Raw genomic sequence first — 22,542 nt, 5'->3', positions numbered from 1 at the left:
CTGTCGACCGCGACCAGTTCGCCCTCGTTCAGCACGCCGACGCGATCACAGACCGCCTCGACCTCGTTGAGGTGGTGGCTCGAGAAGAACACCGTCGTTCCCTCGGCGGCCACGTCGGCCACGGTTTCCCGCATCGTCCGGATGCCGTTGGGGTCGAGTCCGGTGGACGGTTCGTCGAGGATCAACAAGTCCGGGTCGTCGATCAGCGCCATTGCGAACGCGAGGCGCTGTTGCATCCCCTTGGAGTAGTCGGTGGCCATCCGGCCGGCGTCGTCGGTCAGGCTCACCAGGTCGAGTAGTTCCGCTGGGTCGTCGTCGGCGTCTTTCGTCCGGATCGCCCAGTCGAGGTACTCCCGACCCGTGAGTGGGTCGTCGAAGCCGTACCCCTCGGGCAGAACGCCCACACGCTCGCGGATCTTCGCCGGGTGTCGCTGGGCGTCCATCCCGAACACCTCGACGCGCCCACTCGTGGGGCGGATGTAGTCGAGCAGGAGGTTGATCGTGGTCGACTTCCCCGCGCCGTTGGGCCCGAGGAAGCCGAAGACCTCGCCCTCCTCGACCGTGAGGTCGAGGTCGAGGACGGCGTCTACGTCGCCGAAGGACTTCGTCAGCCCGCGGGTCTCGATGGTGGGCACAGTCAGGTCACCACCGGACTTCGCCGGGCGGGGTCGCTCACCGTCGCTGTGCGTGGAGGGGCGCCACTGGACAGGGGACCGTCCATACCGGGCGTCGTGCACCCGAATTCATGGGCTTTCCGGTCCGACACTCAGGCCGCCGGCAGGCGGAGGTCCACGGCCGCGCCGTCCTCGCTCCGGGTCGACATCTCGCCGCCGTAGGACTCCGTGATCGCTCTGACGGTCCAGAGGCCCAGCCCGGTCCCGTGTTCGAGCCGGGCGATGTCCCGTTCACCGAGGACAACCTCCCGCTCGATGGCCGGGATGCCCGGGCCGTCGTCGGCGACGGTACAGACGACGTGGTTGCCCTCTTGCCGTGCCGAAACCGTGATGTCGGGGTCCTCGCCGGCGTACTCGACGCTGTTCGCGACGTGGTGGGACAGCGCCGTCTCCAGGTGATCGTCCGCCCGGACCGCCAGCCCGTCGGGCACGTCGACCTCGACCGTCGCGGCGCCCCCGGCCTCGGCGACGACGCGCTCTACGAGGGCGTCGAGGGCGACGACCGAATCGGTCCCGGGGTCATGTTCGACGGCTTCCTGGTCGTCTTTAAGCGTGTCGTTGAACCCGGCGACCCCCTCGGCGTTCCCCCGGAGTTTCCGGGCGATATCGGCCAGGTCTTCGTCCTCGATCTTGTCGGCGAGCACGTCCGCGAGCCCGATGATGACCTGCGTGTCGTTCCGGTGGTTGTGCCGGGGCAGCCGGTTGAGAACGGCCAGTTTCTCGCGTTCCTTGCGAGTTCGCCGGCCCGGATGCGCCGCACGTCGTTGACGCCGATCAGGACGTGTGCGACCGCGCTGACGCCGAGAACCACCGCGGCGACGAACGGCGGCACCGTCGCGCCGGGATAGGCGAGCACTAGCAGGAGGACGGTCCCGAGCGCGACCAGTCCGAGCAGGTTCCAGCCCGCGACCCGGAGCGCCCGGGTGCCCGCGAGGTCGCTCCGAGCGAGCCAGCCGCCGCCGACCACGAGCAGGAGGCCGAGGACGACGCCGGTACCTGCGACGAGACTCCCGTTCAGGCCCAGACTACTGCCGAGGAGGGCCAGCAGGGTCGGACCGAGGACGCCGACGCCGGTCAGAGATGATCGACCCGCCCGCCAGCAGTCGCCTCACGTTCATCGCCTGCGTTCCGGAGAGCCACGTTGTTTGACGGCCGAACGGAGAAGATCGGACGAACAGTTCATGCTCCCCCTGAGTCACCGACAGCAAGAAGTGTCGGTCTCGGCTCGGCGGCCGAAACGGACTACTGTTCAAGGACGCCGTAGGTGGAGTCGAGGTGGTCGATTATCCAGTCGACGGTGTCGGAATCGTACGTCCAGAAGCCGTAGAACTCCCGGGGATCGCGCTCCTCGGCCAGCAGGGCGCACTTGCTCTCGTCGACCCCGTCGCCATCGAAGACGACGAACCACGACTTCTCGATCTCCTCGGCGCGTTCGATGTGGAGGGTGAACCCTTCGTGTTCCGGCGGGTCCTCGTCGGGGGCGGCGTACGCGTGCACGTCGAGGTTCTTCGAGCCGAGTCGCTCGTAGACGGGTAGTTCGCCGCGGAGCGTCGAGAGGTACTGGAACCCGGCGTGGAGCGATCCGTTGCCGACCCGCCAGGCCCGGTCTTCGATTTCCCGGGAGGCCGCGACCATCTGCTCGATGCTCCAGGAGGTGAACATGGTCTCGTCCATGTGATCGAGGATCGGCTGGTACGGGCTGTCCGCGAGGCCCAGCGCCACGTCCGAGTCCTCGATCATCCGCTGGAGATCGGTGATACTGGTCGCCGTCAACACCTCGCCGTCCTCGCTGAGGGTGACGAACTCGCCCGGTTTCCCGCTCGGTGTCGACTCCTGCCTGACCGTCACGTTCCGGTCCGCGAACCGCTCGCGAAACGCCGCGACTACGTCCTCGCCCGCGTTGAAAACCGTCAGCGTCTTCTCGTGTTCCTCGACACCCGCGATCAGTTCCGAAAGAGACATTCGCTTCGTCAGATCCACGTCCTCGGTGCGTAAATCGTTTGCGAGACGTTGCCGTACTACCGCGACCTCTCGGATTCCGAAGACGCGCGCCGCCCTCCGGATCGGCCGGCTCCGCCCCCATCTCTCGACTGTGTGAATCCAGTGCAACTGTCATGATTAATGTGTGGTAACGCGTCGCAAACTCTTTTGTTCCGGCGCGCCGTTTTTCAGCTAGGGCGGCCGATTCGGCCACTGATTTATCATGACAGAACTAATGTGGCGCATCGCTGGTGGCTCCGGCGACGGAATCGATTCCACGAGCCAGAACTTCGCCAAGGCGCTGATGCGCGCGGGACTCGACGTGTTCACACACCGGCACTACCCCTCACGGATTCGGGGCGGCCACACCTACGTGGAGGTACGGTCCGACGCCGACCCCGTTCGGTCGCGGGGGAACGGCTTCAACTTCCTGTTGGCGCTTGGCGACAGCTTCGCCCGCAATCCACAGGAAGGGGCCGACACCGTCTACGGCAACGAGGAGATCAAACCGCTCTCGGAGAACCTGGACGACCTCAACGAGGGCGGCGTGATCGTCTACGACGAGGGGCTGCTCGACGAGGAGACCTTGGAGCGTGCCGACCTCGACCTGGAAGCGAGGGCCCAGGAGAACGACTGGCACGTCTACTCCCTCGACCTACGGGGCCTCGCTCGCGAACACGGGCGTGAGGTGATGCGAAACACCGCCGGCGTCGGCGCGACCGCCGCCTTGCTCGATATGGACCTCCAGCACATCGAGGACCTGATGGAGGACGCGATGACCGGCGACGTACTCCAGGCCAACCTCGACATCCTCGAACGCGCCTACGACTCGGTGCGCGAGGAGTACGAGGTCACCCACGACCTCCGCGTCCCCACCGGCGACCACGACGAACAGCAGGTCCTCATGTCCGGGAGCAACGCCGTCGCCTACGGCGCTATCGACGAGGGCTGTCGGTTCATCGCGGGCTACCCGATGACCCCCTGGACCGACGTGTTCACCATCCTCTCCCAGCACCTCCCCAAGTTCGGCGGTATCGCCGAACAGGTCGAGGACGAGATCGCCGCGGCGTCGCTCGCTGTCGGGGCCTCCCACGCCGGCGTCAAGGCCATGTCCGGGTCCTCCGGCGGCGGGTTCGCGCTGATGTCCGAACCGCTCGGCCTCGCGGAGATGACCGAGACGCCCATCGTGTTGATCGAGGCGATGCGGGCTGGTCCTTCCACGGGGATGCCGACCAAACCCGAGCAGGCCGACCTCGAACACATCCTCTACACGAGTCAGGGCGACTCCTGTCGGGTCGTGTTTGCGCCCGCCAACGTCCGGGAGTGTTACGAGCAGACCCGCGCGGCCTTCCGGCTGGCCTACGAGTACCAGCTCCCGGCCATCGTCGTCATCGATCAGAAGCTCTCGGGCGAGATGCGCAACGTCGACGAATCGTTCTTCGACCGCGAACCGAACGCCGACCCGGGCAGCGTCCTCACCGAGGAGGAGATCCGGGAGGCGGCCCACCACGAGTCGGGGAAGTTCAAACGCTACCAGCACGACGCCGAGAACGGCGCGAGCCCGCGGTCGATCCCCGGCCAGAAGGACGGCCGCTTCCTCGCGTCGGGCAACGAACACACCCCGGAGGGCCACATCAGCGAGAGCCCGACCAACCGGGTCGCACAGATGGACCGCCGGATGTCGAAACTCGACTCCATCCGCGAAGAACTGGACGACGGAGAGGGCTCCCATCAGACCCACTACGGCCCCGAGGACGCCGACTACGGCCTGCTGGTGTGGGGCAGTCAGCAGGACACCGTCTTCGAGGCCGTCGACCAGCTGACCGACGCCGGGGAGTCGGTGAAGGCCCTCGGCGTCAGCGAGATGCTCCCCTACCCCGAACAGGAGGTGACCGACTTCCTCGAATCCGTGGAGTCGTGTCTGGTCGTCGAGATGAACGCCTCGGCGCAGTTCCGGGGGTTGACCCAGAAGGAACTCGGCCGATTCGGGCCGAAGCTCAACAGCCTCCTGAAGTACAACGGCGAGGCCTTCGAGCCCTACGAGATCGTCGAGGGCTTCGAGCGCATCGTCTCCCGGGACGCCGCGATCCCGGAGGGAACGAAGTTCGTCCCCGCGGCAGGTGACTAACCATGAGTGTATTCAGTGCAATCGGCGAGGACCGCGAGATCGACCGCGACGAGTTCACACCCGGCATCGAACCGCAGGCGACGTGGTGCCCGGGCTGTGGCGACTTCGGCGTTCTGAAGGCGCTGAAACAGGCCATGCCCGAGGTGGGCCGCACGCCCGACGAGACCCTGCTGGTGACCGGCATCGGCTGTTCGGGCAAGCTCTCATCGTACTTCGAGAGCTACGGCTTCCACAGCATCCACGGCCGCTCCCTGCCCGTCGCGCGGGCAGCCAAGCTAGCCAACCCGGGACTGGAGGTGATCGCGGCCGGTGGCGACGGCGACGGCTACGGCATCGGCGGCAACCACTTCATGCACACCGCCCGGGAGAACCACGACATGACCTACATCGTGTTCAACAACGAGATCTTCGGGCTGACGAAGGGCCAGACCTCCCCCACGAGTCCGAAGGGTCACAAATCAAAGACCCAGCCCCACGGCAGTGCCAAGGACCCCGTGCGGCCCATGTCGCTGTCGCTGGCGTCGGGCTCGTCCTACATCGCCCGCACCGCGGCGGTCAACCCGAACCAGGCAAAGGAGATCCTGATCGAGGCCATCGAACACGACGGGTTCGCCCACGTCGACTTCCTCACCCAGTGTCCCACCTGGAACAAGGATGCAAAGCAGTACGTCCCCTACACGGACGTACAGGAGTCGGACGAGTTCGACTTCGACGTGACCGACCGGCGCGAGGCCGCCGAGGCGATGTACGACGCCGAGTCCCGCCTCTACGAGGGCGAGGTCCTCACGGGCCGGTTCTACGTGGACAGCGACCGCCCATCCTACGGCGCGGAGAAGCGGGCCACAGAGGAGATGCCCGAGGACCCCCTCGCGGAGCGGTACCTCGACGAAGACAGCGAGTGGGAGCGCTCGGCGGACCTGCTCCACCACCACCGCTGAAATTCCGACGGTGACCGTCCCGGGGCTCTCTCGTTCCCGCTTTCCTTTCGGTTCGTGAGGCGAAACTTTCTGCCTGTTCGACCCGTTTTCGGGTTCGGAAGATATTTTTTCTCGGACGCAAAACCTTTGACTATGGCAGCCGAGTCCACGGAGGAGCGCATCCTGTCCGTCCTCGAGGAGGACGCACAGGCCTCCTACGCAGAGATCGCCGAGCGGGCCGACGTGTCCAAGCCTACGGTGCGAAAATACATCCAGCAACTCGAAGACGAGGGTGTGATCGTGGGTTATTCAGCGGACGTGGACCCGAAGAAACTCGCCTCCAAGTCCATCGCGCTGGTGGGGATCGACGTGGAGAGCGAACGCTACGTCGAGGTGACCCGGGAACTCAAAGAGATCGACGCCATCGACTCCCTCTACACGTCCAGTGGCGACCACACGCTGATGGCGGAGGTCCACGCCTCCGACGGCGACGCGCTGGGTGACGTGATCAACGAGGAGATCGTCGCCCGCGACGGCGTCGCCGCCGCTCACCCCTCTTTCCTCCAGGAACGGCTGAAGTAACGCGTCTCCGTGGACGCGGCTCGGCCGAAATCGAAGGTTTATGACCGCTCGTCCGTCATGGAGAGACATGGAAACCCGGCTGGTCGTGGGGTGTGGATCGGTCGGTTACGACCTCGTCTCGGCGCTCGCGGACAGGCCGGGAACGGTGTCGGTCCTCGAAGAGAACGAGCGGCGCGTCGAGCGCCTGCGCGAGGAAGGCGTCGCCGCGACGCACGTGGACCGTCTCGACTGTCGACCGCGACCAGTTCGCCCTCGTTCAGCACGCCGACGCGATCACAGACCGCCTCGACCTCGTTGAGGTGGTGGCTCGAGAAGAACACCGTCGTTCCCTCGGCGGCCACGTCGGCCACGGTTTCCCGCATCGTCCGGATGCCGTTGGGGTCGAGTCCGGTGGACGGTTCGTCGAGGATCAACAAGTCCGGGTCGTCGATCAGCGCCATTGCGAACGCGAGGCGCTGTTGCATCCCCTTGGAGTAGTCGGTGGCCATCCGGCCGGCGTCGTCGGTCAGGCTCACCAGGTCGAGTAGTTCCGCTGGGTCGTCGTCGGCGTCTTTCGTCCGGATCGCCCAGTCGAGGTACTCCCGACCCGTGAGTGGGTCGTCGAAGCCGTACCCCTCGGGCAGAACGCCCACACGCTCGCGGATCTTCGCCGGGTGTCGCTGGGCGTCCATCCCGAACACCTCGACGCGCCCACTCGTGGGGCGGATGTAGTCGAGCAGGAGGTTGATCGTGGTCGACTTCCCCGCGCCGTTGGGCCCGAGGAAGCCGAAGACCTCGCCCTCCTCGACCGTGAGGTCGAGGTCGAGGACGGCGTCTACGTCGCCGAAGGACTTCGTCAGCCCGCGGGTCTCGATGGTGGGCACAGTCAGGTCACCACCGGACTTCGCCGGGCGGGGTCGCTCACCGTCGCTGTGCGTGGAGGGGCGCCACTGGACAGGGGACCGTCCATACCGGGCGTCGTGCACCCGAATTCATGGGCTTTCCGGTCCGACACTCAGGCCGCCGGCAGGCGGAGGTCCACGGCCGCGCCGTCCTCGCTCCGGGTCGACATCTCGCCGCCGTAGGACTCCGTGATCGCTCTGACGGTCCAGAGGCCCAGCCCGGTCCCGTGTTCGAGCCGGGCGATGTCCCGTTCACCGAGGACAACCTCCCGCTCGATGGCCGGGATGCCCGGGCCGTCGTCGGCGACGGTACAGACGACGTGGTTGCCCTCTTGCCGTGCCGAAACCGTGATGTCGGGGTCCTCGCCGGCGTACTCGACGCTGTTCGCGACGTGGTGGGACAGCGCCGTCTCCAGGTGATCGTCCGCCCGGACCGCCAGCCCGTCGGGCACGTCGACCTCGACCGTCGCGGCGCCCCCGGCCTCGGCGACGACGCGCTCTACGAGGGCGTCGAGGGCGACGACCGAATCGGTCCCGGGGTCATGTTCGACGGCTTCCTGGTCGTCTTTAAGCGTGTCGTTGAACCCGGCGACCCCCTCGGCGTTCCCCCGGAGTTTCCGGGCGATATCGGCCAGGTCTTCGTCCTCGATCTTGTCGGCGAGCACGTCCGCGAGCCCGATGATGACCTGCGTGTCGTTCCGGTGGTTGTGCCGGGGCAGCCGGTTGAGAACGGCCAGTTTCTCGCGTTCCTTGCGAGTTCGCCGGCCCGGATGCGCCGCACGTCGTTGACGCCGATCAGGACGTGTGCGACCGCGCTGACGCCGAGAACCACCGCGGCGACGAACGGCGGCACCGTCGCGCCGGGATAGGCGAGCACTAGCAGGAGGACGGTCCCGAGCGCGACCAGTCCGAGCAGGTTCCAGCCCGCGACCCGGAGCGCCCGGGTGCCCGCGAGGTCGCTCCGAGCGAGCCAGCCGCCGCCGACCACGAGCAGGAGGCCGAGGACGACGCCGGTACCTGCGACGAGACTCCCGTTCAGGCCCAGACTACTGCCGAGGAGGGCCAGCAGGGTCGGACCGAGGACGCCGACGCCGGTCAGAGATGATCGACCCGCCCGCCAGCAGTCGCCTCACGTTCATCGCCTGCGTTCCGGAGAGCCACGTTGTTTGACGGCCGAACGGAGAAGATCGGACGAACAGTTCATGCTCCCCCTGAGTCACCGACAGCAAGAAGTGTCGGTCTCGGCTCGGCGGCCGAAACGGACTACTGTTCAAGGACGCCGTAGGTGGAGTCGAGGTGGTCGATTATCCAGTCGACGGTGTCGGAATCGTACGTCCAGAAGCCGTAGAACTCCCGGGGATCGCGCTCCTCGGCCAGCAGGGCGCACTTGCTCTCGTCGACCCCGTCGCCATCGAAGACGACGAACCACGACTTCTCGATCTCCTCGGCGCGTTCGATGTGGAGGGTGAACCCTTCGTGTTCCGGCGGGTCCTCGTCGGGGGCGGCGTACGCGTGCACGTCGAGGTTCTTCGAGCCGAGTCGCTCGTAGACGGGTAGTTCGCCGCGGAGCGTCGAGAGGTACTGGAACCCGGCGTGGAGCGATCCGTTGCCGACCCGCCAGGCCCGGTCTTCGATTTCCCGGGAGGCCGCGACCATCTGCTCGATGCTCCAGGAGGTGAACATGGTCTCGTCCATGTGATCGAGGATCGGCTGGTACGGGCTGTCCGCGAGGCCCAGCGCCACGTCCGAGTCCTCGATCATCCGCTGGAGATCGGTGATACTGGTCGCCGTCAACACCTCGCCGTCCTCGCTGAGGGTGACGAACTCGCCCGGTTTCCCGCTCGGTGTCGACTCCTGCCTGACCGTCACGTTCCGGTCCGCGAACCGCTCGCGAAACGCCGCGACTACGTCCTCGCCCGCGTTGAAAACCGTCAGCGTCTTCTCGTGTTCCTCGACACCCGCGATCAGTTCCGAAAGAGACATTCGCTTCGTCAGATCCACGTCCTCGGTGCGTAAATCGTTTGCGAGACGTTGCCGTACTACCGCGACCTCTCGGATTCCGAAGACGCGCGCCGCCCTCCGGATCGGCCGGCTCCGCCCCCATCTCTCGACTGTGTGAATCCAGTGCAACTGTCATGATTAATGTGTGGTAACGCGTCGCAAACTCTTTTGTTCCGGCGCGCCGTTTTTCAGCTAGGGCGGCCGATTCGGCCACTGATTTATCATGACAGAACTAATGTGGCGCATCGCTGGTGGCTCCGGCGACGGAATCGATTCCACGAGCCAGAACTTCGCCAAGGCGCTGATGCGCGCGGGACTCGACGTGTTCACACACCGGCACTACCCCTCACGGATTCGGGGCGGCCACACCTACGTGGAGGTACGGTCCGACGCCGACCCCGTTCGGTCGCGGGGGAACGGCTTCAACTTCCTGTTGGCGCTTGGCGACAGCTTCGCCCGCAATCCACAGGAAGGGGCCGACACCGTCTACGGCAACGAGGAGATCAAACCGCTCTCGGAGAACCTGGACGACCTCAACGAGGGCGGCGTGATCGTCTACGACGAGGGGCTGCTCGACGAGGAGACCTTGGAGCGTGCCGACCTCGACCTGGAAGCGAGGGCCCAGGAGAACGACTGGCACGTCTACTCCCTCGACCTACGGGGCCTCGCTCGCGAACACGGGCGTGAGGTGATGCGAAACACCGCCGGCGTCGGCGCGACCGCCGCCTTGCTCGATATGGACCTCCAGCACATCGAGGACCTGATGGAGGACGCGATGACCGGCGACGTACTCCAGGCCAACCTCGACATCCTCGAACGCGCCTACGACTCGGTGCGCGAGGAGTACGAGGTCACCCACGACCTCCGCGTCCCCACCGGCGACCACGACGAACAGCAGGTCCTCATGTCCGGGAGCAACGCCGTCGCCTACGGCGCTATCGACGAGGGCTGTCGGTTCATCGCGGGCTACCCGATGACCCCCTGGACCGACGTGTTCACCATCCTCTCCCAGCACCTCCCCAAGTTCGGCGGTATCGCCGAACAGGTCGAGGACGAGATCGCCGCGGCGTCGCTCGCTGTCGGGGCCTCCCACGCCGGCGTCAAGGCCATGTCCGGGTCCTCCGGCGGCGGGTTCGCGCTGATGTCCGAACCGCTCGGCCTCGCGGAGATGACCGAGACGCCCATCGTGTTGATCGAGGCGATGCGGGCTGGTCCTTCCACGGGGATGCCGACCAAACCCGAGCAGGCCGACCTCGAACACATCCTCTACACGAGTCAGGGCGACTCCTGTCGGGTCGTGTTTGCGCCCGCCAACGTCCGGGAGTGTTACGAGCAGACCCGCGCGGCCTTCCGGCTGGCCTACGAGTACCAGCTCCCGGCCATCGTCGTCATCGATCAGAAGCTCTCGGGCGAGATGCGCAACGTCGACGAATCGTTCTTCGACCGCGAACCGAACGCCGACCCGGGCAGCGTCCTCACCGAGGAGGAGATCCGGGAGGCGGCCCACCACGAGTCGGGGAAGTTCAAACGCTACCAGCACGACGCCGAGAACGGCGCGAGCCCGCGGTCGATCCCCGGCCAGAAGGACGGCCGCTTCCTCGCGTCGGGCAACGAACACACCCCGGAGGGCCACATCAGCGAGAGCCCGACCAACCGGGTCGCACAGATGGACCGCCGGATGTCGAAACTCGACTCCATCCGCGAAGAACTGGACGACGGAGAGGGCTCCCATCAGACCCACTACGGCCCCGAGGACGCCGACTACGGCCTGCTGGTGTGGGGCAGTCAGCAGGACACCGTCTTCGAGGCCGTCGACCAGCTGACCGACGCCGGGGAGTCGGTGAAGGCCCTCGGCGTCAGCGAGATGCTCCCCTACCCCGAACAGGAGGTGACCGACTTCCTCGAATCCGTGGAGTCGTGTCTGGTCGTCGAGATGAACGCCTCGGCGCAGTTCCGGGGGTTGACCCAGAAGGAACTCGGCCGATTCGGGCCGAAGCTCAACAGCCTCCTGAAGTACAACGGCGAGGCCTTCGAGCCCTACGAGATCGTCGAGGGCTTCGAGCGCATCGTCTCCCGGGACGCCGCGATCCCGGAGGGAACGAAGTTCGTCCCCGCGGCAGGTGACTAACCATGAGTGTATTCAGTGCAATCGGCGAGGACCGCGAGATCGACCGCGACGAGTTCACACCCGGCATCGAACCGCAGGCGACGTGGTGCCCGGGCTGTGGCGACTTCGGCGTTCTGAAGGCGCTGAAACAGGCCATGCCCGAGGTGGGCCGCACGCCCGACGAGACCCTGCTGGTGACCGGCATCGGCTGTTCGGGCAAGCTCTCATCGTACTTCGAGAGCTACGGCTTCCACAGCATCCACGGCCGCTCCCTGCCCGTCGCGCGGGCAGCCAAGCTAGCCAACCCGGGACTGGAGGTGATCGCGGCCGGTGGCGACGGCGACGGCTACGGCATCGGCGGCAACCACTTCATGCACACCGCCCGGGAGAACCACGACATGACCTACATCGTGTTCAACAACGAGATCTTCGGGCTGACGAAGGGCCAGACCTCCCCCACGAGTCCGAAGGGTCACAAATCAAAGACCCAGCCCCACGGCAGTGCCAAGGACCCCGTGCGGCCCATGTCGCTGTCGCTGGCGTCGGGCTCGTCCTACATCGCCCGCACCGCGGCGGTCAACCCGAACCAGGCAAAGGAGATCCTGATCGAGGCCATCGAACACGACGGGTTCGCCCACGTCGACTTCCTCACCCAGTGTCCCACCTGGAACAAGGATGCAAAGCAGTACGTCCCCTACACGGACGTACAGGAGTCGGACGAGTTCGACTTCGACGTGACCGACCGGCGCGAGGCCGCCGAGGCGATGTACGACGCCGAGTCCCGCCTCTACGAGGGCGAGGTCCTCACGGGCCGGTTCTACGTGGACAGCGACCGCCCATCCTACGGCGCGGAGAAGCGGGCCACAGAGGAGATGCCCGAGGACCCCCTCGCGGAGCGGTACCTCGACGAAGACAGCGAGTGGGAGCGCTCGGCGGACCTGCTCCACCACCACCGCTGAAATTCCGACGGTGACCGTCCCGGGGCTCTCTCGTTCCCGCTTTCCTTTCGGTTCGTGAGGCGAAACTTTCTGCCTGTTCGACCCGTTTTCGGGTTCGGAAGATATTTTTTCTCGGACGCAAAACCTTTGACTATGGCAGCCGAGTCCACGGAGGAGCGCATCCTGTCCGTCCTCGAGGAGGACGCACAGGCCTCCTACGCAGAGATCGCCGAGCGGGCCGACGTGTCCAAGCCTACGGTGCGAAAATACATCCAGCAACTCGAAGACGAGGGTGTGATCGTGGGTTATTCAGCGGACGTGGACCCGAAGAAACTCGCCTCCAAGTCCATCGCGCTGGTGGGGATCGACGTGGAGAGCGAACGCTACGTCGAGGTGACCCGGGAACTCAAAGAGATCGACGCCATCGACTCCCTCTACACGTCCAGTGGCGACCACACGCTGATGGCGGAGGTCCACGCCTCCGACGGCGACGCGCTGGGTGACGTGATCAACGAGGAGATCGTCGCCCGCGACGGCGTCGCCGCCGCTCACCCCTCTTTCCTCCAGGAACGGCTGAAGTAACGCGTCTCCGTGGACGCGGCTCGGCCGAAATCGAAGGTTTATGACCGCTCGTCCGTCATGGAGAGACATGGAAACCCGGCTGGTCGTGGGGTGTGGATCGGTCGGTTACGACCTCGTCTCGGCGCTCGCGGACAGGCCGGGAACGGTGTCGGTCCTCGAAGAGAACGAGCGGCGCGTCGAGCGCCTGCGCGAGGAAGGCGTCGCCGCGACGCACGTGGACCGTCTCGACACCGCGGCCCTGAGCGAACACGCCGACGGCGTCGACACGGTCGTCGTCGCCGGTGACGACCCCCGAGAGAACTACCGCCGCGCCTCGGTCGCCAGCGAGGCCGCCCCGGACGCGATGCTCTTTGCCTTCGCCGGCCTCGAACCCGACTCGGGCGTCCTCGAACGACTCCGTGACCTGACGGACACGCTGGTCGAACCGGGGGCGGCGACCGCCGACTTCCTCGGCCGCCGGATCGGTGACGACGGGCTCCAGACCCGGAAGCTCCGCCAGGCGTTCTGGGAGATCGAGGAGCCGCTGGCCATCGTCGCCCACGACAACCCCGATCCGGACGCCATCGCGAGCGCGGTGGCACTCCAGCGGATCGCGGCAGTGCTGGGCGTCGAGGCCGAGGTGTGTTACTACGGGCGCATCTCCCATCAGGAGAACCGGGCCTTCGTCAACCTCCTCGAGTTCGACCTCACTCGACTGGAACCCGACGCCGACCTCGACCGGTTCGGCGGGTTCGCACTGGTCGATCACTCCCGGCCGGGCGTCAACGACCAGTTGCCCGAGGACACGCCCGTCGACATCGTCATCGACCACCACCCGCCCCGTGCGCCGGTCGACGCCCGATTCGTCGATCTCCGGAGCAACGTCGGCGCGACCAGCACCCTGCTGGTCCAGTATCTCGACCAGTTCGGCATCACCATCGAGGAGGACGTGGCGACCGGCCTGCTCTTTGGCATCCGGATCGACACGAACGACTTCAGCCGGGAGGTCTCGACGGCCGACTTCGAGGCGGCGGCGACGGTCGTCCGGGCCGCCGACATGGGTACGCTCGACCGGATCGAGTCCCCGTCGATCAGCGGCGACACCTTCGAGACCATCGCGCGAGCCATCGGCAACCGCCAGCGCCGCGGTCCCGTCCTGACCAGTTGCGTCGGCGAGTTGAACGCCCGCGACGCCCTCGCACAGGCTGCCGACCGCCTGCTGAATCTGGAGGGGGTGCAGGCGACCGTCGTCTACGGCATCATCGACGGCGTGATCTACGTCTCCGGCCGCGCTCGCGGGACCGATCTCGACCTGGGCGAGACGCTGCGCTCGGCGTTCGACCAGATCGGGAGCGCCGGCGGGCACGCCGACATGGCCGGCGCACAGATCCCCGCCATCGACACTGCACTGGACCCCGACAGCGACCGCGACGCGTCCGAGCGGAGCGACGACGGCGAGGACGCCGTGGCGGAAGTCGAGGGGGCAGACGCCGACGACGAGACTGCGGTCGCGGACGGAGAAGACGGGGAGCAGGGGAGTGCCGACGGTACCGAACTCGCCGCCGACCTCGAGGAGTTCGTGACCGAGCGGTTCTTCGAGGCGCTCCGGGAGCGCCCGCCGGGCGAGCGAACTGGGCTGCTGCTCGGCGGTCCGTTCGCGACCGAAGACGGTGGCTGGTGATCGCGAGTCCGCTCGCCGAAGGGGTTTTCCCGGCGCGGGGAGATGTCACGGACGATGGATTCCGAGGACGAGAAGCCACGGGTCAAAGACTACATGACCAGGGACGTGGCGACCGTCTCGCCCGACGACACGGTCGAAGCGGTCGCCCGCCGGATCGCCGACAGCGACGACACCCACAGCGGGTTTCCGGTCTGTGACGGCCGCCACGTCGAGGGGTTCATCAGCGCCCGCGACCTCCTGCTCGCGGAGGACCACGACCCCATTTTCAAGGTCATGACACAGGACCTGCTGGTCGCCCATCCCGACATGAAGCTCAACGACGCCGGGCGCGTCATCCTCCGGTCGGGCATCCAGCGGCTCCCCGTCGTCGACGACGCGGGCAACCTCGTCGGAATCATCTCCAACGCCGACGTGATCCGCAGTCAGATCGAACGCGCCACGCCCGGCAAGGTCGACAAACTCCAGCGTACCCTCGAAACGATCCACGGGATCGAGGCCCGCGAGGACCGCCGCGAGGTCCCCCTGGAGAAGCTTACGCCGACACAGAGCCGCGTATACGCCGACGAGCTGGAGGGGCGGCGCTACGAACTGGAGCGGGGACTGGCCGAGCCCCTCGTCGTCATCGACAACGACGGGGAGTTCCTGCTGGCCGACGGCCACCACCGCGTCAAGGCCGCCGACAGCCTCGGCATCGAGGAGATGGACGCCTACGTCATCGTCATCGACGAGCGGGTCGAACTCGGGATGGCCGAAACCGCACGGAAGGAAAACCTCGACTCCATCGACGACATCGAGGAAGTCGAGTACGCCCACCACCCACTCGTGGAGACGACCAAGCGGCTGCAGGACGAGGAGGCCTGAACTCGCTTCGCCCCGTAGTTCTATCACTGCTCCCCCGTACTGTGAGCGCGTACCATGGTCAGCTACGAGCGTGACGGCCCGGTCGCCGTCGTCTCGATAGATCGTCCGGACGCGAAACACGCAATCGACGGCGAGACGGCGCGGGAACTCCGGGCCGCCTGGGAACGGTTCGACGACGACGAGGACGCCGCCGTCGGCGTCCTGACCGGCGACGAGGAGACGTTCTCGGCGGGCGCGGACCTCGAAAAGATGGATCTGGAAGACGGCCCCGAGGGATGGCTCGGCTTCACCCGGACCACGGTCGACAAGCCCACCATCGCGGCCGTCGAGGGCCACTGTATCGCCGGTGGCCTGGAGATGGCGCTGTGGTGTGATTTACGCGTCGCGGGCGAGAGCGCCACGTTCGGCTGTTTCGAGCGCCGCTTCGGCGTGCCGCTGGTCGACGGTGGTACCCAGCGCCTCCCCCGCGTCGTCGGGCAGGGTCGCGCGCTGGAGATGATCCTCACCGGTCGCCCCGTCGAGGCCGAGGAGGGCCGCGAGTGGGGGCTAGTCAACCGCGTCGTCGACGACGGCGACGCGCTCGACGCGGCCCGGGAGATGGCCGAGACCATCGCCGAGTTCCCCCAACAGACCGTCCGGACGGATCGGGCGGCGGTGTACGACGGCGCGGGCCTCCCGCTGGACGAGGGGCTGAAAGTCGAGGCCTGGCACGGGAACCGGTCGCTGTCGACGGCCCACGAGGGGGCCGAGCGGTTCGCCAGTGGCGAGGGGCGACACGGCGAAGGGATCGAGGATGCGGACGGCGAGGACCCGCCCGGTTCGACGGAGTGAACCTCGCCACTCCGGCCGAACCGTTAAACCGGCCCCGTGTGTAATTGACTGCCATGTACGACGAGGACGACCTCGCGGCCATCCGAGACGACCGCGAGGAGTGGGAGCGCGAGACGCTCGACCCAGTGCTGGAGCGTCACGGCGAACGGCAGGACCGATTCGCGACTGTCTCGAACCACGAGGTCGACCGGCTGTACACCCCCGAGGACGTGGCCGACCTCGACTACGGCGACGACCTGGGGTTCCCCGGCGAAGAACCGTACACGCGCGGGGTCTACCCGACGATGTACCGGGGTCGGACCTGGACGATGCGGCAGTTCGCCGGCTTCGGGACGGCGGAGGAGACCAACGAGCGCTTTCACTACCTGATCGACGAGGGGCAGACCGGCCTCTCGGTGGCGTTCGACATGCCGAGTCTGATGGGACTGGACAGCGACGACCGGATGAGTCAGGGCGAGGTGGGTCGTGAGGGTGTCGCCGTCGACACGCTCCGGGACATGGAGATCCTGTTCGACGGGATCGACCTCGGCGAGGTCTCGACCTCCTTCACCATCAACCCGAGCGCGCCGGTGATCTACGCGATGTATCTGGCGCTGGCCGACCGGCAGGGCGTCCCCCGCGAGGAGATCCGGGGGACCCTCCAGAACGACATGCTCAAGGAGTTCATCGCGCAGAAGGAGTGGGTGGTGCCCCCGGCGGCCTCGCTGGACATCGTGACCGACGTGATCGAGTTCGCCGTCGAGGAGACGCCCAAGTTCAAGCCCGTCTCGGTGTCGGGCTATCACATCCGGGAGGCCGGGTCGACGGCGGTGCAGGAACTGGCCTTTACCCTCGCGGACGGCTTCGCCTACGTCGAGGACTGTCTGGATCGTGGCCTCGATATCGACGCCTTCGGTCCCCAGCTGTCCTTCTTCTTCAACTCGCACAACTCCATCTTCGAGGAGGTGGCGAAGTTCCGGGCGGGGCGGCGCATCTACGCCCGACTGATGGACGAGTGGTACGACGCCGAGAGCGACGCGGCGAAACAGATGAAGTTCCACACCCAGACCGCCGGACAGTCCCTGACGGCCCAACAGCCGCTCAACAACATCGTCCGCGTGACGATCCAGGCGCTGGCGGGCGTGCTGGGCGGGACCCAGAGCCTCCACACCAACAGCTTCGACGAGGCGCTGGCTCTGCCCAGCGAGGAGGCGGTCCGGGTCGCCCTGCGAACCCAGCAGATCATCGCCGAGGAGTCCGGCGCGGCCGACATCGTGGACCCGATGGGCGGGAGCTACGCCATCGAGGCCCTGACCGACGAGGTCGAGGCCGAGACGATGGCGTACCTCGAAGAGATCAGGGAGATGGGCGACGGCTCGGTCCGGGACGGCGTGCTGAAAGGCATCGAGGACGGCTACTTCCACCGCGAGATTCAGGACGCGGCCTACGAGTACCAGGAGCGCGTCGACGAGGGCGAGGAGGTGGTCGTCGGCGTCAACCGGTACACCATCGACGAGGACACGTCGCCGGACCTGTTGCGGGTCGACGAGACGACCGGCGAGCGCCAGCGCGAGCGCCTGGCCGCGGTGAAAGCCGAGCGCGACGACGGCGCGGTCGACGACGCCCTGGCGGACGTGCGCGCGGCCATCGAGAACGGCGAGAACGTCATGCCAGCCATCGTCGACGCGGTGAAAGCCTACGCGACGATGGGCGAGATCATGGGCGTCTTCGAGGACCACCACGGCTCCTACCAGGAGACCGTCGGACTGGCTTAACGCGGGTCTCGGGTCACGAAGCGTCCCGTACTTTGATGCTGGTTCCGTTCCTCGGGGAGAGTATGACTGACCGAACGAGGCTCTCCACGCGGTCTGCAGGCGGCCGGTCCCGCGCCAGCACCCGGGTACCACTTCAGGGATGACGGCTCGACTCACGACGCAGGTCGTCACCGACAGCGAGGCGGTCCGCGGTGACGTTTTGCGGGCTCTCGAAACCGTCTACGACGACGTGACCGTCGCCGCTGACGACGGGACAGTGCCGGACTGTGTCGTCGCCGTCGCGCCACTCGCTGCGTCCGACTGGGAATCGCTCGGCGACCGGGACGACGTGCCCCTCGTCGTCCTCACGACGCCGACCGACGCGCCGGAGGTCCGTCCCCGGGCGACCGAGGCCGATGCGACCGACGTGGTGGTCGCCGACGAAGATCGCTACACGGCGCTGGCCAATCGTGTGCGTGGCGTCGTACGGGGACGGCGAACACGCGCCGACTTGCCGACGCCCGACGTGCCCGCCGACGGGCGGTACCTGCGTGACCTCTACGACGTGGCGACCGACGAGACACTCGCCTTCGAGGCGAAGGCCGACCGCATCCTCGAGATCGGCCTCGACAGGCTCGGCGTCGAGAACGCACACCTCTCGACCATCGACCGCGACCCGGAACGGTACGAGGTGGTCGCGAGCGTCGGCGAATTGCCCATCGAACCCGGGGAATTGATGGACCTCCCGACGACGTTCTGCCGGCGAACCATCGAGTCCGACGACGTACTGGCGTTCAACCACGCCGCCGAACAGGGCTGGCTCGGCGACCCGGCCTACGAGGCAAAAGATATCGAGTGTTATCTCGGCGCTCGCATCACGGTCGGCGGATCGCTGTACGGCACTGTCTGTTTCATGGATCGGTCGCCACACGGCCCCTTCAGCGAGGCCGAACGGGCGTTCGTCAGTCTCGTCGCGCGGTGGCTCAGCCACGAACTCGAACGGACGCGTCGCGGGACGGCACTGGACGCGCTCCACGACGGCACCGCCGACCTGATGCGGGCGACGACCGTCGACTCGGTCTGTGAGACGGCCGCCGCGGTCGCCGTGGCCGCGCTCGACGCACCCCGGACCCGCGTGTGGCTCGTGGACGACGATCCCGGGACGACCCTGCGGGCGGCCGCGAGTCAGGGCTGTCCGACCGTGCCGGATCCGCTCGACCGGGCAGACGGCCAGGGGACCTGCCTCTGGGACGCACTGGACGACGGCGACCTGTGCCAGTACGACGACGCCGACGGGCTGGACGGGACCGGATTCGCCGAGCCCACGCGGAGTCTGGTGGTCGTGCCGCTGGACACCGAGGGCGTGCTGGTCGCCGGGTCCGGGACGGCCGCGGCCTTCGACGGGATCGACCGGTCGATGGCCGGGATGCTCGGCTCGAACGTCGTGGCGGCCCTCGAACGGACCGAGTGGATCGACCGGCTCCGGACCGCACGCGAGCGGTTCAGGCGGATGTTCGAGTCGGCCAGCGACGGCCTGCTCCTCGTCGATCCCGACGCCGACGCCCTCGTCGACTGCAACGACCGGGTGTGTGAGCTGCTGGGCTACGACCGGTCGGCCCTGCGGACTATCGCGCCGTCGACGATCTGTCGCGACGACCTCGACGCGTTCCAGCAGTTGGTCGCGACGGCACTGGACACCGGCCGCGCGCGGGCCGACGAACTCCTCCTCCGGCACCGCGACGGCAGCCGCATCCCGGTCGAGGTGTCGGCCGCCGAACTCGAACTCGACGACACCGACCACGTCCTCGCGAGCGTTCGCGACGTGCGCGACCGGAAACACCGCGAGCAGGCCCTGAGCGTCTTCAACCGCGTCCTCCGGCACAACATCCGCAACGACATGAACGTCATCATCGGGCGGGCCTCGATGCTCGAAGACGCGATGGCGTCGGGCGACGAGCAGGCCCACCTCGCGCGCATTCTCGATACGGCTCGCGGCCTGACGGAACTGGGTGAGAAGGCCCGGACCTTCGGCCAGCTCGACGAGCGCGATCCCGACGCCGACAGCGTCGAGATCGGTCCGCTGATCGACCGGGTGATCGAGTCGCTGGCCGAGGCGCACCCCGACGCGAGGATCACCGTCAGGGGGGACGCCGACGCCGTGGCCGCCGTCGAACCGACGCTCGACGTGGCCATCCGCGAGCTACTGGAGAACGCGATCAAACACGCGACGACGGACGCGCCGACCGTCGCCGTCGACATCGACAGCGACGGCGACGACGTGACGGTTCGGGTCGCCGACGAGGGTCCGGGCCTCCCCGAACAGGACAGCGCCGTGCTGGAAGGCGGCTCCGAGACGCCGCTGGATCACGGCAGCGGCCTCGGGCTGTGGCTGGCCAACTGGGTCGTCACCGCGGCGGGCGGCTCGATTTCGGTCCCCGAAGCCGGGCCGGACGGCTCGGTGGTCGCGCTGTCCCTGCCCGCCGACCGCGACGCGACTGCCGACCGTTGAAATCCGAACGGTCGTTCCCACGCGGCGGGATCGTTGAAAACTTCTATTAGGTTTTCCCCCGTTTTGCGAGGCGCGATGGAAAAACCACTGCTGGTCACGGACTTTCTGGATCGGGCACGACGCCACTACGGCGACGAGGAAGCGGTCGTCGCGACGACCGGGGAGCGGTACAGTTACGACGAACTGGGCGAGCGTGCCGACGGTTTCTCGGCGTTCCTCCAGGACCGGGGCATCGAGAAAGGCGACCGGGTGGCGGTACTGGACCCCAACACCCACTACCACCTCGAAGCCGCCTACGGGAGCATGCAGGTCGGTGCGGTCCACACACCCCTGAACTACCGGCTGGTTCCCGACGACTTCGAGTACATCCTGACCGACGCCGAGGTCGACGCCATCTACGCGGACCACGAGTACGCCGACCGGATCGAGGCCGTCCGGGACGCCGTACCGACCGAAACCTTCGTCACGAACGACGCCGACGCGGTCGAGGGCGACTGGGAGAGTTTCGACGAGGTGATCGACGCCGCCGGCACCGACTACGACCGGCCCGAGATGGACGAGGACGACGACATCACGATCAACTACACGTCGGGGACGACCGGCGACCCCAAGGGTGTCGTCCGGACCCACCGGACCGAGACGATCCACGCGTACCTCGTCTCCGTCCATCAGGAGATTCGCGACGACGACGTGTACCTCTGGACCCTGCCGATGTTCCACGTCAACGGCTGGGGCCACATCTACGCCGTCACCGGCATGGGCGCGACCCACGTCTGTACTCGCGGTGTCGACGCCGGGTGGATCTTCGACACCGTCGCCGAAGAGGACGTGTCCTACATGTGCGGTGCGCCGACCGTGTTGAACATGCTGAGCGATCACTACGAGAGCGAGGACGGCGACGTGGCGACTACGGGCGCGAACGAGGTCCGCATCGCCACTGCCGGGAGCGCGCCGCCGGAGGCCACCATCCGGACGGTCGAAGACGAGTTCGGCTGGCACCTCAAACACGTCTACGGCGCGACCGAGACCGGCCCGCTCATCACCACCTCCGACGCCCGCCGGCTGTACGACGACAGCGACGCCCGGTTCAAGATCAAGAAACGGCAGGGACTGGGCTATCTCGGGACGGACGTGCGCGTCGTCGACGAGGACGGCACGGAAGTCCCGTGGGACGACGAGACCATCGGCGAGGTCGTCGTCCGGGGCAATCAGGTGATGGACCGCTACTGGAACGAGCCCGACGCGACCGAGGAGGCCTTCACCGACCGGATCGAAGGCTACTACCACACCGGCGACCTCGCCGTCGTCGACGACAACGGGATGATCTCGATTCAGGACCGCAAGAAGGATATCATCATCTCGGGCGGGGAGAACATCTCCAGCATCGAACTGGAGGACACCCTCTACGAACACGACGCGGTGAGTCAGGTGGCGGTCATCCCCGCGCCCAGCGAGGAGTGGGGGGAGACGCCCAAAGCGTTCGTCGTCCCGGCCAACGACGACCCCGAGAACCCGCCGGTCTCGACGGACGAACTCAAGCAGTTCTGTGAGTCGCGGCTGGCCGGCTACAAGATCGTTCGCCGGTTCGAGTTCGTCGCGGACCTCCCGACCACGGCGACCGGGAAGATTCAGAAGTACGAGTTGCGCGAGCGCGAGTGGGACGACGAGGACAGCATGGTCGGGCAGGGGTAGGTCACTCGCTCCCCGCGTATCGATCCGAGACGTAGATCACCAGCCCGAGCATGATGCCCAGCCCGATGGCGACCGTCAGCATCCCGTACAGGGCGGTTCCAAAGGCGTTCGGCGGCAACTGGATGAAACCGAACAGCTCCGGATCGAGGTCCTCGGGGCGGGCGTTCCCGAGGATGAAGCCCATCACGCCAGCGATGGCGACGATGACGACGTAGATGAACATGACGACGCGAGTGCCCGGGCGACCGGCCGGGGACCGGGTGACCGTGTCTGTCATTGGCCGCAGTTAGAGACGAAGGTAATTAGCCGTTTCACTTCCTACTGGAAGCTAATGTCCGAGAAAGACCTGCTCTTTCTGGTCCTGGCCGGGATCGCACTGCTGATGTTCGTGACGGGGTTCGTGCTGGTCGTCAGCTGAGCCGATGCTGATCGCCACGAGCGCACCGAAAAAGTGGGAGATCGAGAC

The 22,542-nt window shown here is 66.9% G+C and carries 19 protein-coding genes and 1 pseudogene; 13 read left to right on the top strand and 7 right to left on the bottom strand.

What is annotated here, in order from left to right; genetic code table 11:
• The 3 genes from MU521_RS02240 to MU521_RS02230 all read right to left on the bottom strand — a co-directional run.
• Positions 1-635, bottom strand: a 635-nt coding sequence (locus MU521_RS02240) for an ABC transporter ATP-binding protein (RefSeq protein ID WP_250864784.1), incomplete at its 3' end; no start/stop codon positions are given.
• Between the two features lie 131 nt (positions 636-766).
• Positions 767-1,318, bottom strand: coding sequence for a sensor histidine kinase (locus MU521_RS21585; RefSeq protein WP_175452721.1), 552 nt, complete (start codon positions 1,316-1,318; stop codon positions 767-769).
• A 598-nt stretch (positions 1,319-1,916) separates the two neighbouring features.
• Positions 1,917-2,636 (bottom strand): DICT sensory domain-containing protein, encoded by a 720-nt coding sequence (locus MU521_RS02230; protein WP_092686437.1) that lies wholly within the window; start codon positions 2,634-2,636, stop codon positions 1,917-1,919.
• Between the two features lie 241 nt (positions 2,637-2,877).
• Between MU521_RS02230 and MU521_RS02225 the strand changes: the two genes are divergently transcribed.
• The 4 genes from MU521_RS02225 to MU521_RS02210 all read left to right on the top strand — a co-directional run bounded on the left by MU521_RS02225 (position 2,878) and on the right by MU521_RS02210 (position 6,579).
• Positions 2,878-4,782 (top strand): 2-oxoacid:acceptor oxidoreductase subunit alpha, encoded by a 1,905-nt coding sequence (locus MU521_RS02225; protein ID WP_092686438.1) that lies wholly within the window; start codon positions 2,878-2,880, stop codon positions 4,780-4,782.
• 2 nt (positions 4,783-4,784) lie between these two features.
• Entirely contained in the window at positions 4,785-5,720 is a 936-nt protein-coding gene (locus MU521_RS02220) for a thiamine pyrophosphate-dependent enzyme (protein ID WP_092686439.1), read from the top strand.
• A 132-nt stretch (positions 5,721-5,852) separates the two neighbouring features.
• Positions 5,853-6,281, top strand: a complete 429-nt coding sequence (lrpA1, locus tag MU521_RS02215; RefSeq protein ID WP_092686440.1) for an HTH-type transcriptional regulator LrpA1 — start codon at positions 5,853-5,855, stop codon at positions 6,279-6,281.
• A gap of 40 nt (positions 6,282-6,321) precedes the next feature.
• Positions 6,322-6,579: an NAD-binding protein gene (locus tag MU521_RS02210; RefSeq protein ID WP_349356954.1), complete on the top strand. Its 258-nt coding sequence runs from the start codon at positions 6,322-6,324 to the stop codon at positions 6,577-6,579.
• On the opposite strand, the pseudogene MU521_RS02205 reads toward MU521_RS02210, so the two are convergent.
• From MU521_RS02205 to MU521_RS02195, 3 genes and pseudogenes are all read right to left on the bottom strand, one after another.
• Positions 6,488-7,144, bottom strand: a pseudogene (locus MU521_RS02205) (ABC transporter ATP-binding protein); the annotation flags it as partial. The gene MU521_RS02210 and the pseudogene MU521_RS02205 overlap by 92 nt on opposite strands.
• 131 nt (positions 7,145-7,275) lie before the next feature.
• The gene (locus MU521_RS21580; protein WP_175452721.1) at positions 7,276-7,827 is read right to left on the bottom strand and encodes a sensor histidine kinase; all 552 of its coding nucleotides are present in this window, start codon (positions 7,825-7,827) and stop codon (positions 7,276-7,278) included.
• Positions 7,828-8,425: 598 nt separating this feature from the next.
• On the bottom strand, positions 8,426-9,145 hold the full coding sequence (locus MU521_RS02195) for a DICT sensory domain-containing protein (RefSeq protein WP_092686437.1): 720 nt from the start codon (positions 9,143-9,145) through the stop codon (positions 8,426-8,428).
• A 241-nt stretch (positions 9,146-9,386) separates the two neighbouring features.
• Here MU521_RS02195 and MU521_RS02190 point away from each other — a divergent pair, with 241 nt between their 5' ends.
• From MU521_RS02190 to MU521_RS02150, 9 genes are all read left to right on the top strand, one after another.
• Entirely contained in the window at positions 9,387-11,291 is a 1,905-nt protein-coding gene (locus MU521_RS02190; protein WP_092686438.1) for a 2-oxoacid:acceptor oxidoreductase subunit alpha, read from the top strand.
• A gap of 2 nt (positions 11,292-11,293) precedes the next feature.
• The gene (locus MU521_RS02185; RefSeq protein WP_092686439.1) at positions 11,294-12,229 is read left to right on the top strand and encodes a thiamine pyrophosphate-dependent enzyme; all 936 of its coding nucleotides are present in this window, start codon (positions 11,294-11,296) and stop codon (positions 12,227-12,229) included.
• Between the two features lie 132 nt (positions 12,230-12,361).
• Positions 12,362-12,790: an HTH-type transcriptional regulator LrpA1 gene (lrpA1, locus tag MU521_RS02180; RefSeq protein ID WP_092686440.1), complete on the top strand. Its 429-nt coding sequence runs from the start codon at positions 12,362-12,364 to the stop codon at positions 12,788-12,790.
• Positions 12,791-12,857: 67 nt separating this feature from the next.
• Positions 12,858-14,450, top strand: coding sequence for a DHH family phosphoesterase (locus tag MU521_RS02175; RefSeq protein WP_217630088.1), 1,593 nt, complete (start codon positions 12,858-12,860; stop codon positions 14,448-14,450).
• Positions 14,451-14,504: 54 nt separating this feature from the next.
• Positions 14,505-15,311, top strand: coding sequence for a CBS pair associated ParBc domain-containing protein (locus tag MU521_RS02170; protein WP_092686441.1), 807 nt, complete (start codon positions 14,505-14,507; stop codon positions 15,309-15,311).
• Positions 15,312-15,365: 54 nt separating this feature from the next.
• Positions 15,366-16,142 (top strand): crotonase/enoyl-CoA hydratase family protein, encoded by a 777-nt coding sequence (locus MU521_RS02165; RefSeq protein ID WP_092686442.1) that lies wholly within the window; start codon positions 15,366-15,368, stop codon positions 16,140-16,142.
• Positions 16,143-16,195: 53 nt separating this feature from the next.
• A complete protein-coding gene (locus tag MU521_RS02160) occupies positions 16,196-17,896 on the top strand; it encodes an acyl-CoA mutase large subunit family protein (protein ID WP_092686443.1) in 1,701 nt (566 codons plus the stop codon).
• Between the two features lie 139 nt (positions 17,897-18,035).
• Complete coding sequence (locus MU521_RS02155) at positions 18,036-20,384, top strand: ATP-binding protein (protein ID WP_092686444.1); 2,349 nt, start codon at positions 18,036-18,038, stop codon at positions 20,382-20,384.
• A gap of 75 nt (positions 20,385-20,459) precedes the next feature.
• Positions 20,460-22,076, top strand: coding sequence for a long-chain-fatty-acid--CoA ligase (locus tag MU521_RS02150; RefSeq protein WP_092686445.1), 1,617 nt, complete (start codon positions 20,460-20,462; stop codon positions 22,074-22,076).
• A 1-nt stretch (position 22,077) separates the two neighbouring features.
• Here MU521_RS02150 and MU521_RS02145 read toward each other — a convergent pair whose 3' ends face one another.
• Complete coding sequence (locus MU521_RS02145; protein WP_092686446.1) at positions 22,078-22,353, bottom strand: DUF7520 family protein; 276 nt, start codon at positions 22,351-22,353, stop codon at positions 22,078-22,080.
• Positions 22,354-22,542: the final 189 nt, after the last annotated feature.

The sequence above is a fragment of the Halorientalis regularis genome, assembly GCF_023698535.1.
GTDB lineage: Archaea > Halobacteriota > Halobacteria > Halobacteriales > Haloarculaceae > Halorientalis > Halorientalis regularis.
This window is presented reverse-complemented; position numbering and strand designations above follow the sequence as displayed.

What these genes read in the sequence shown, in the direction of transcription:
- MU521_RS02165 (WP_092686442.1), top strand. Translation starts at nt 15,366, where the DNA reads ATGGTCAGCTACGAGCGTGACGGCCCGGTCGCCGTCGTCTCGATAGAT.
- MU521_RS02230 (WP_092686437.1), bottom strand. Translation starts at nt 2,636, where the DNA reads ATGTCTCTTTCGGAACTGATCGCGGGTGTCGAGGAACACGAGAAGACG.
- MU521_RS02185 (WP_092686439.1), top strand. Translation starts at nt 11,294, where the DNA reads ATGAGTGTATTCAGTGCAATCGGCGAGGACCGCGAGATCGACCGCGAC.
- MU521_RS02155 (WP_092686444.1), top strand. Translation starts at nt 18,036, where the DNA reads ATGACGGCTCGACTCACGACGCAGGTCGTCACCGACAGCGAGGCGGTC.
- MU521_RS02145 (WP_092686446.1), bottom strand. Translation starts at nt 22,353, where the DNA reads ATGACAGACACGGTCACCCGGTCCCCGGCCGGTCGCCCGGGCACTCGC.
- lrpA1 (WP_092686440.1), top strand. Translation starts at nt 12,362, where the DNA reads ATGGCAGCCGAGTCCACGGAGGAGCGCATCCTGTCCGTCCTCGAGGAG.
- MU521_RS02210 (WP_349356954.1), top strand. Translation starts at nt 6,322, where the DNA reads ATGACCGCTCGTCCGTCATGGAGAGACATGGAAACCCGGCTGGTCGTG.
- MU521_RS02150 (WP_092686445.1), top strand. Translation starts at nt 20,460, where the DNA reads ATGGAAAAACCACTGCTGGTCACGGACTTTCTGGATCGGGCACGACGC.
- MU521_RS02220 (WP_092686439.1), top strand. Translation starts at nt 4,785, where the DNA reads ATGAGTGTATTCAGTGCAATCGGCGAGGACCGCGAGATCGACCGCGAC.
- MU521_RS02175 (WP_217630088.1), top strand. Translation starts at nt 12,858, where the DNA reads ATGGAAACCCGGCTGGTCGTGGGGTGTGGATCGGTCGGTTACGACCTC.
- MU521_RS02190 (WP_092686438.1), top strand. Translation starts at nt 9,387, where the DNA reads ATGACAGAACTAATGTGGCGCATCGCTGGTGGCTCCGGCGACGGAATC.
- MU521_RS02170 (WP_092686441.1), top strand. Translation starts at nt 14,505, where the DNA reads ATGGATTCCGAGGACGAGAAGCCACGGGTCAAAGACTACATGACCAGG.
- MU521_RS02195 (WP_092686437.1), bottom strand. Translation starts at nt 9,145, where the DNA reads ATGTCTCTTTCGGAACTGATCGCGGGTGTCGAGGAACACGAGAAGACG.
- MU521_RS02160 (WP_092686443.1), top strand. Translation starts at nt 16,196, where the DNA reads ATGTACGACGAGGACGACCTCGCGGCCATCCGAGACGACCGCGAGGAG.
- lrpA1 (WP_092686440.1), top strand. Translation starts at nt 5,853, where the DNA reads ATGGCAGCCGAGTCCACGGAGGAGCGCATCCTGTCCGTCCTCGAGGAG.
- MU521_RS02225 (WP_092686438.1), top strand. Translation starts at nt 2,878, where the DNA reads ATGACAGAACTAATGTGGCGCATCGCTGGTGGCTCCGGCGACGGAATC.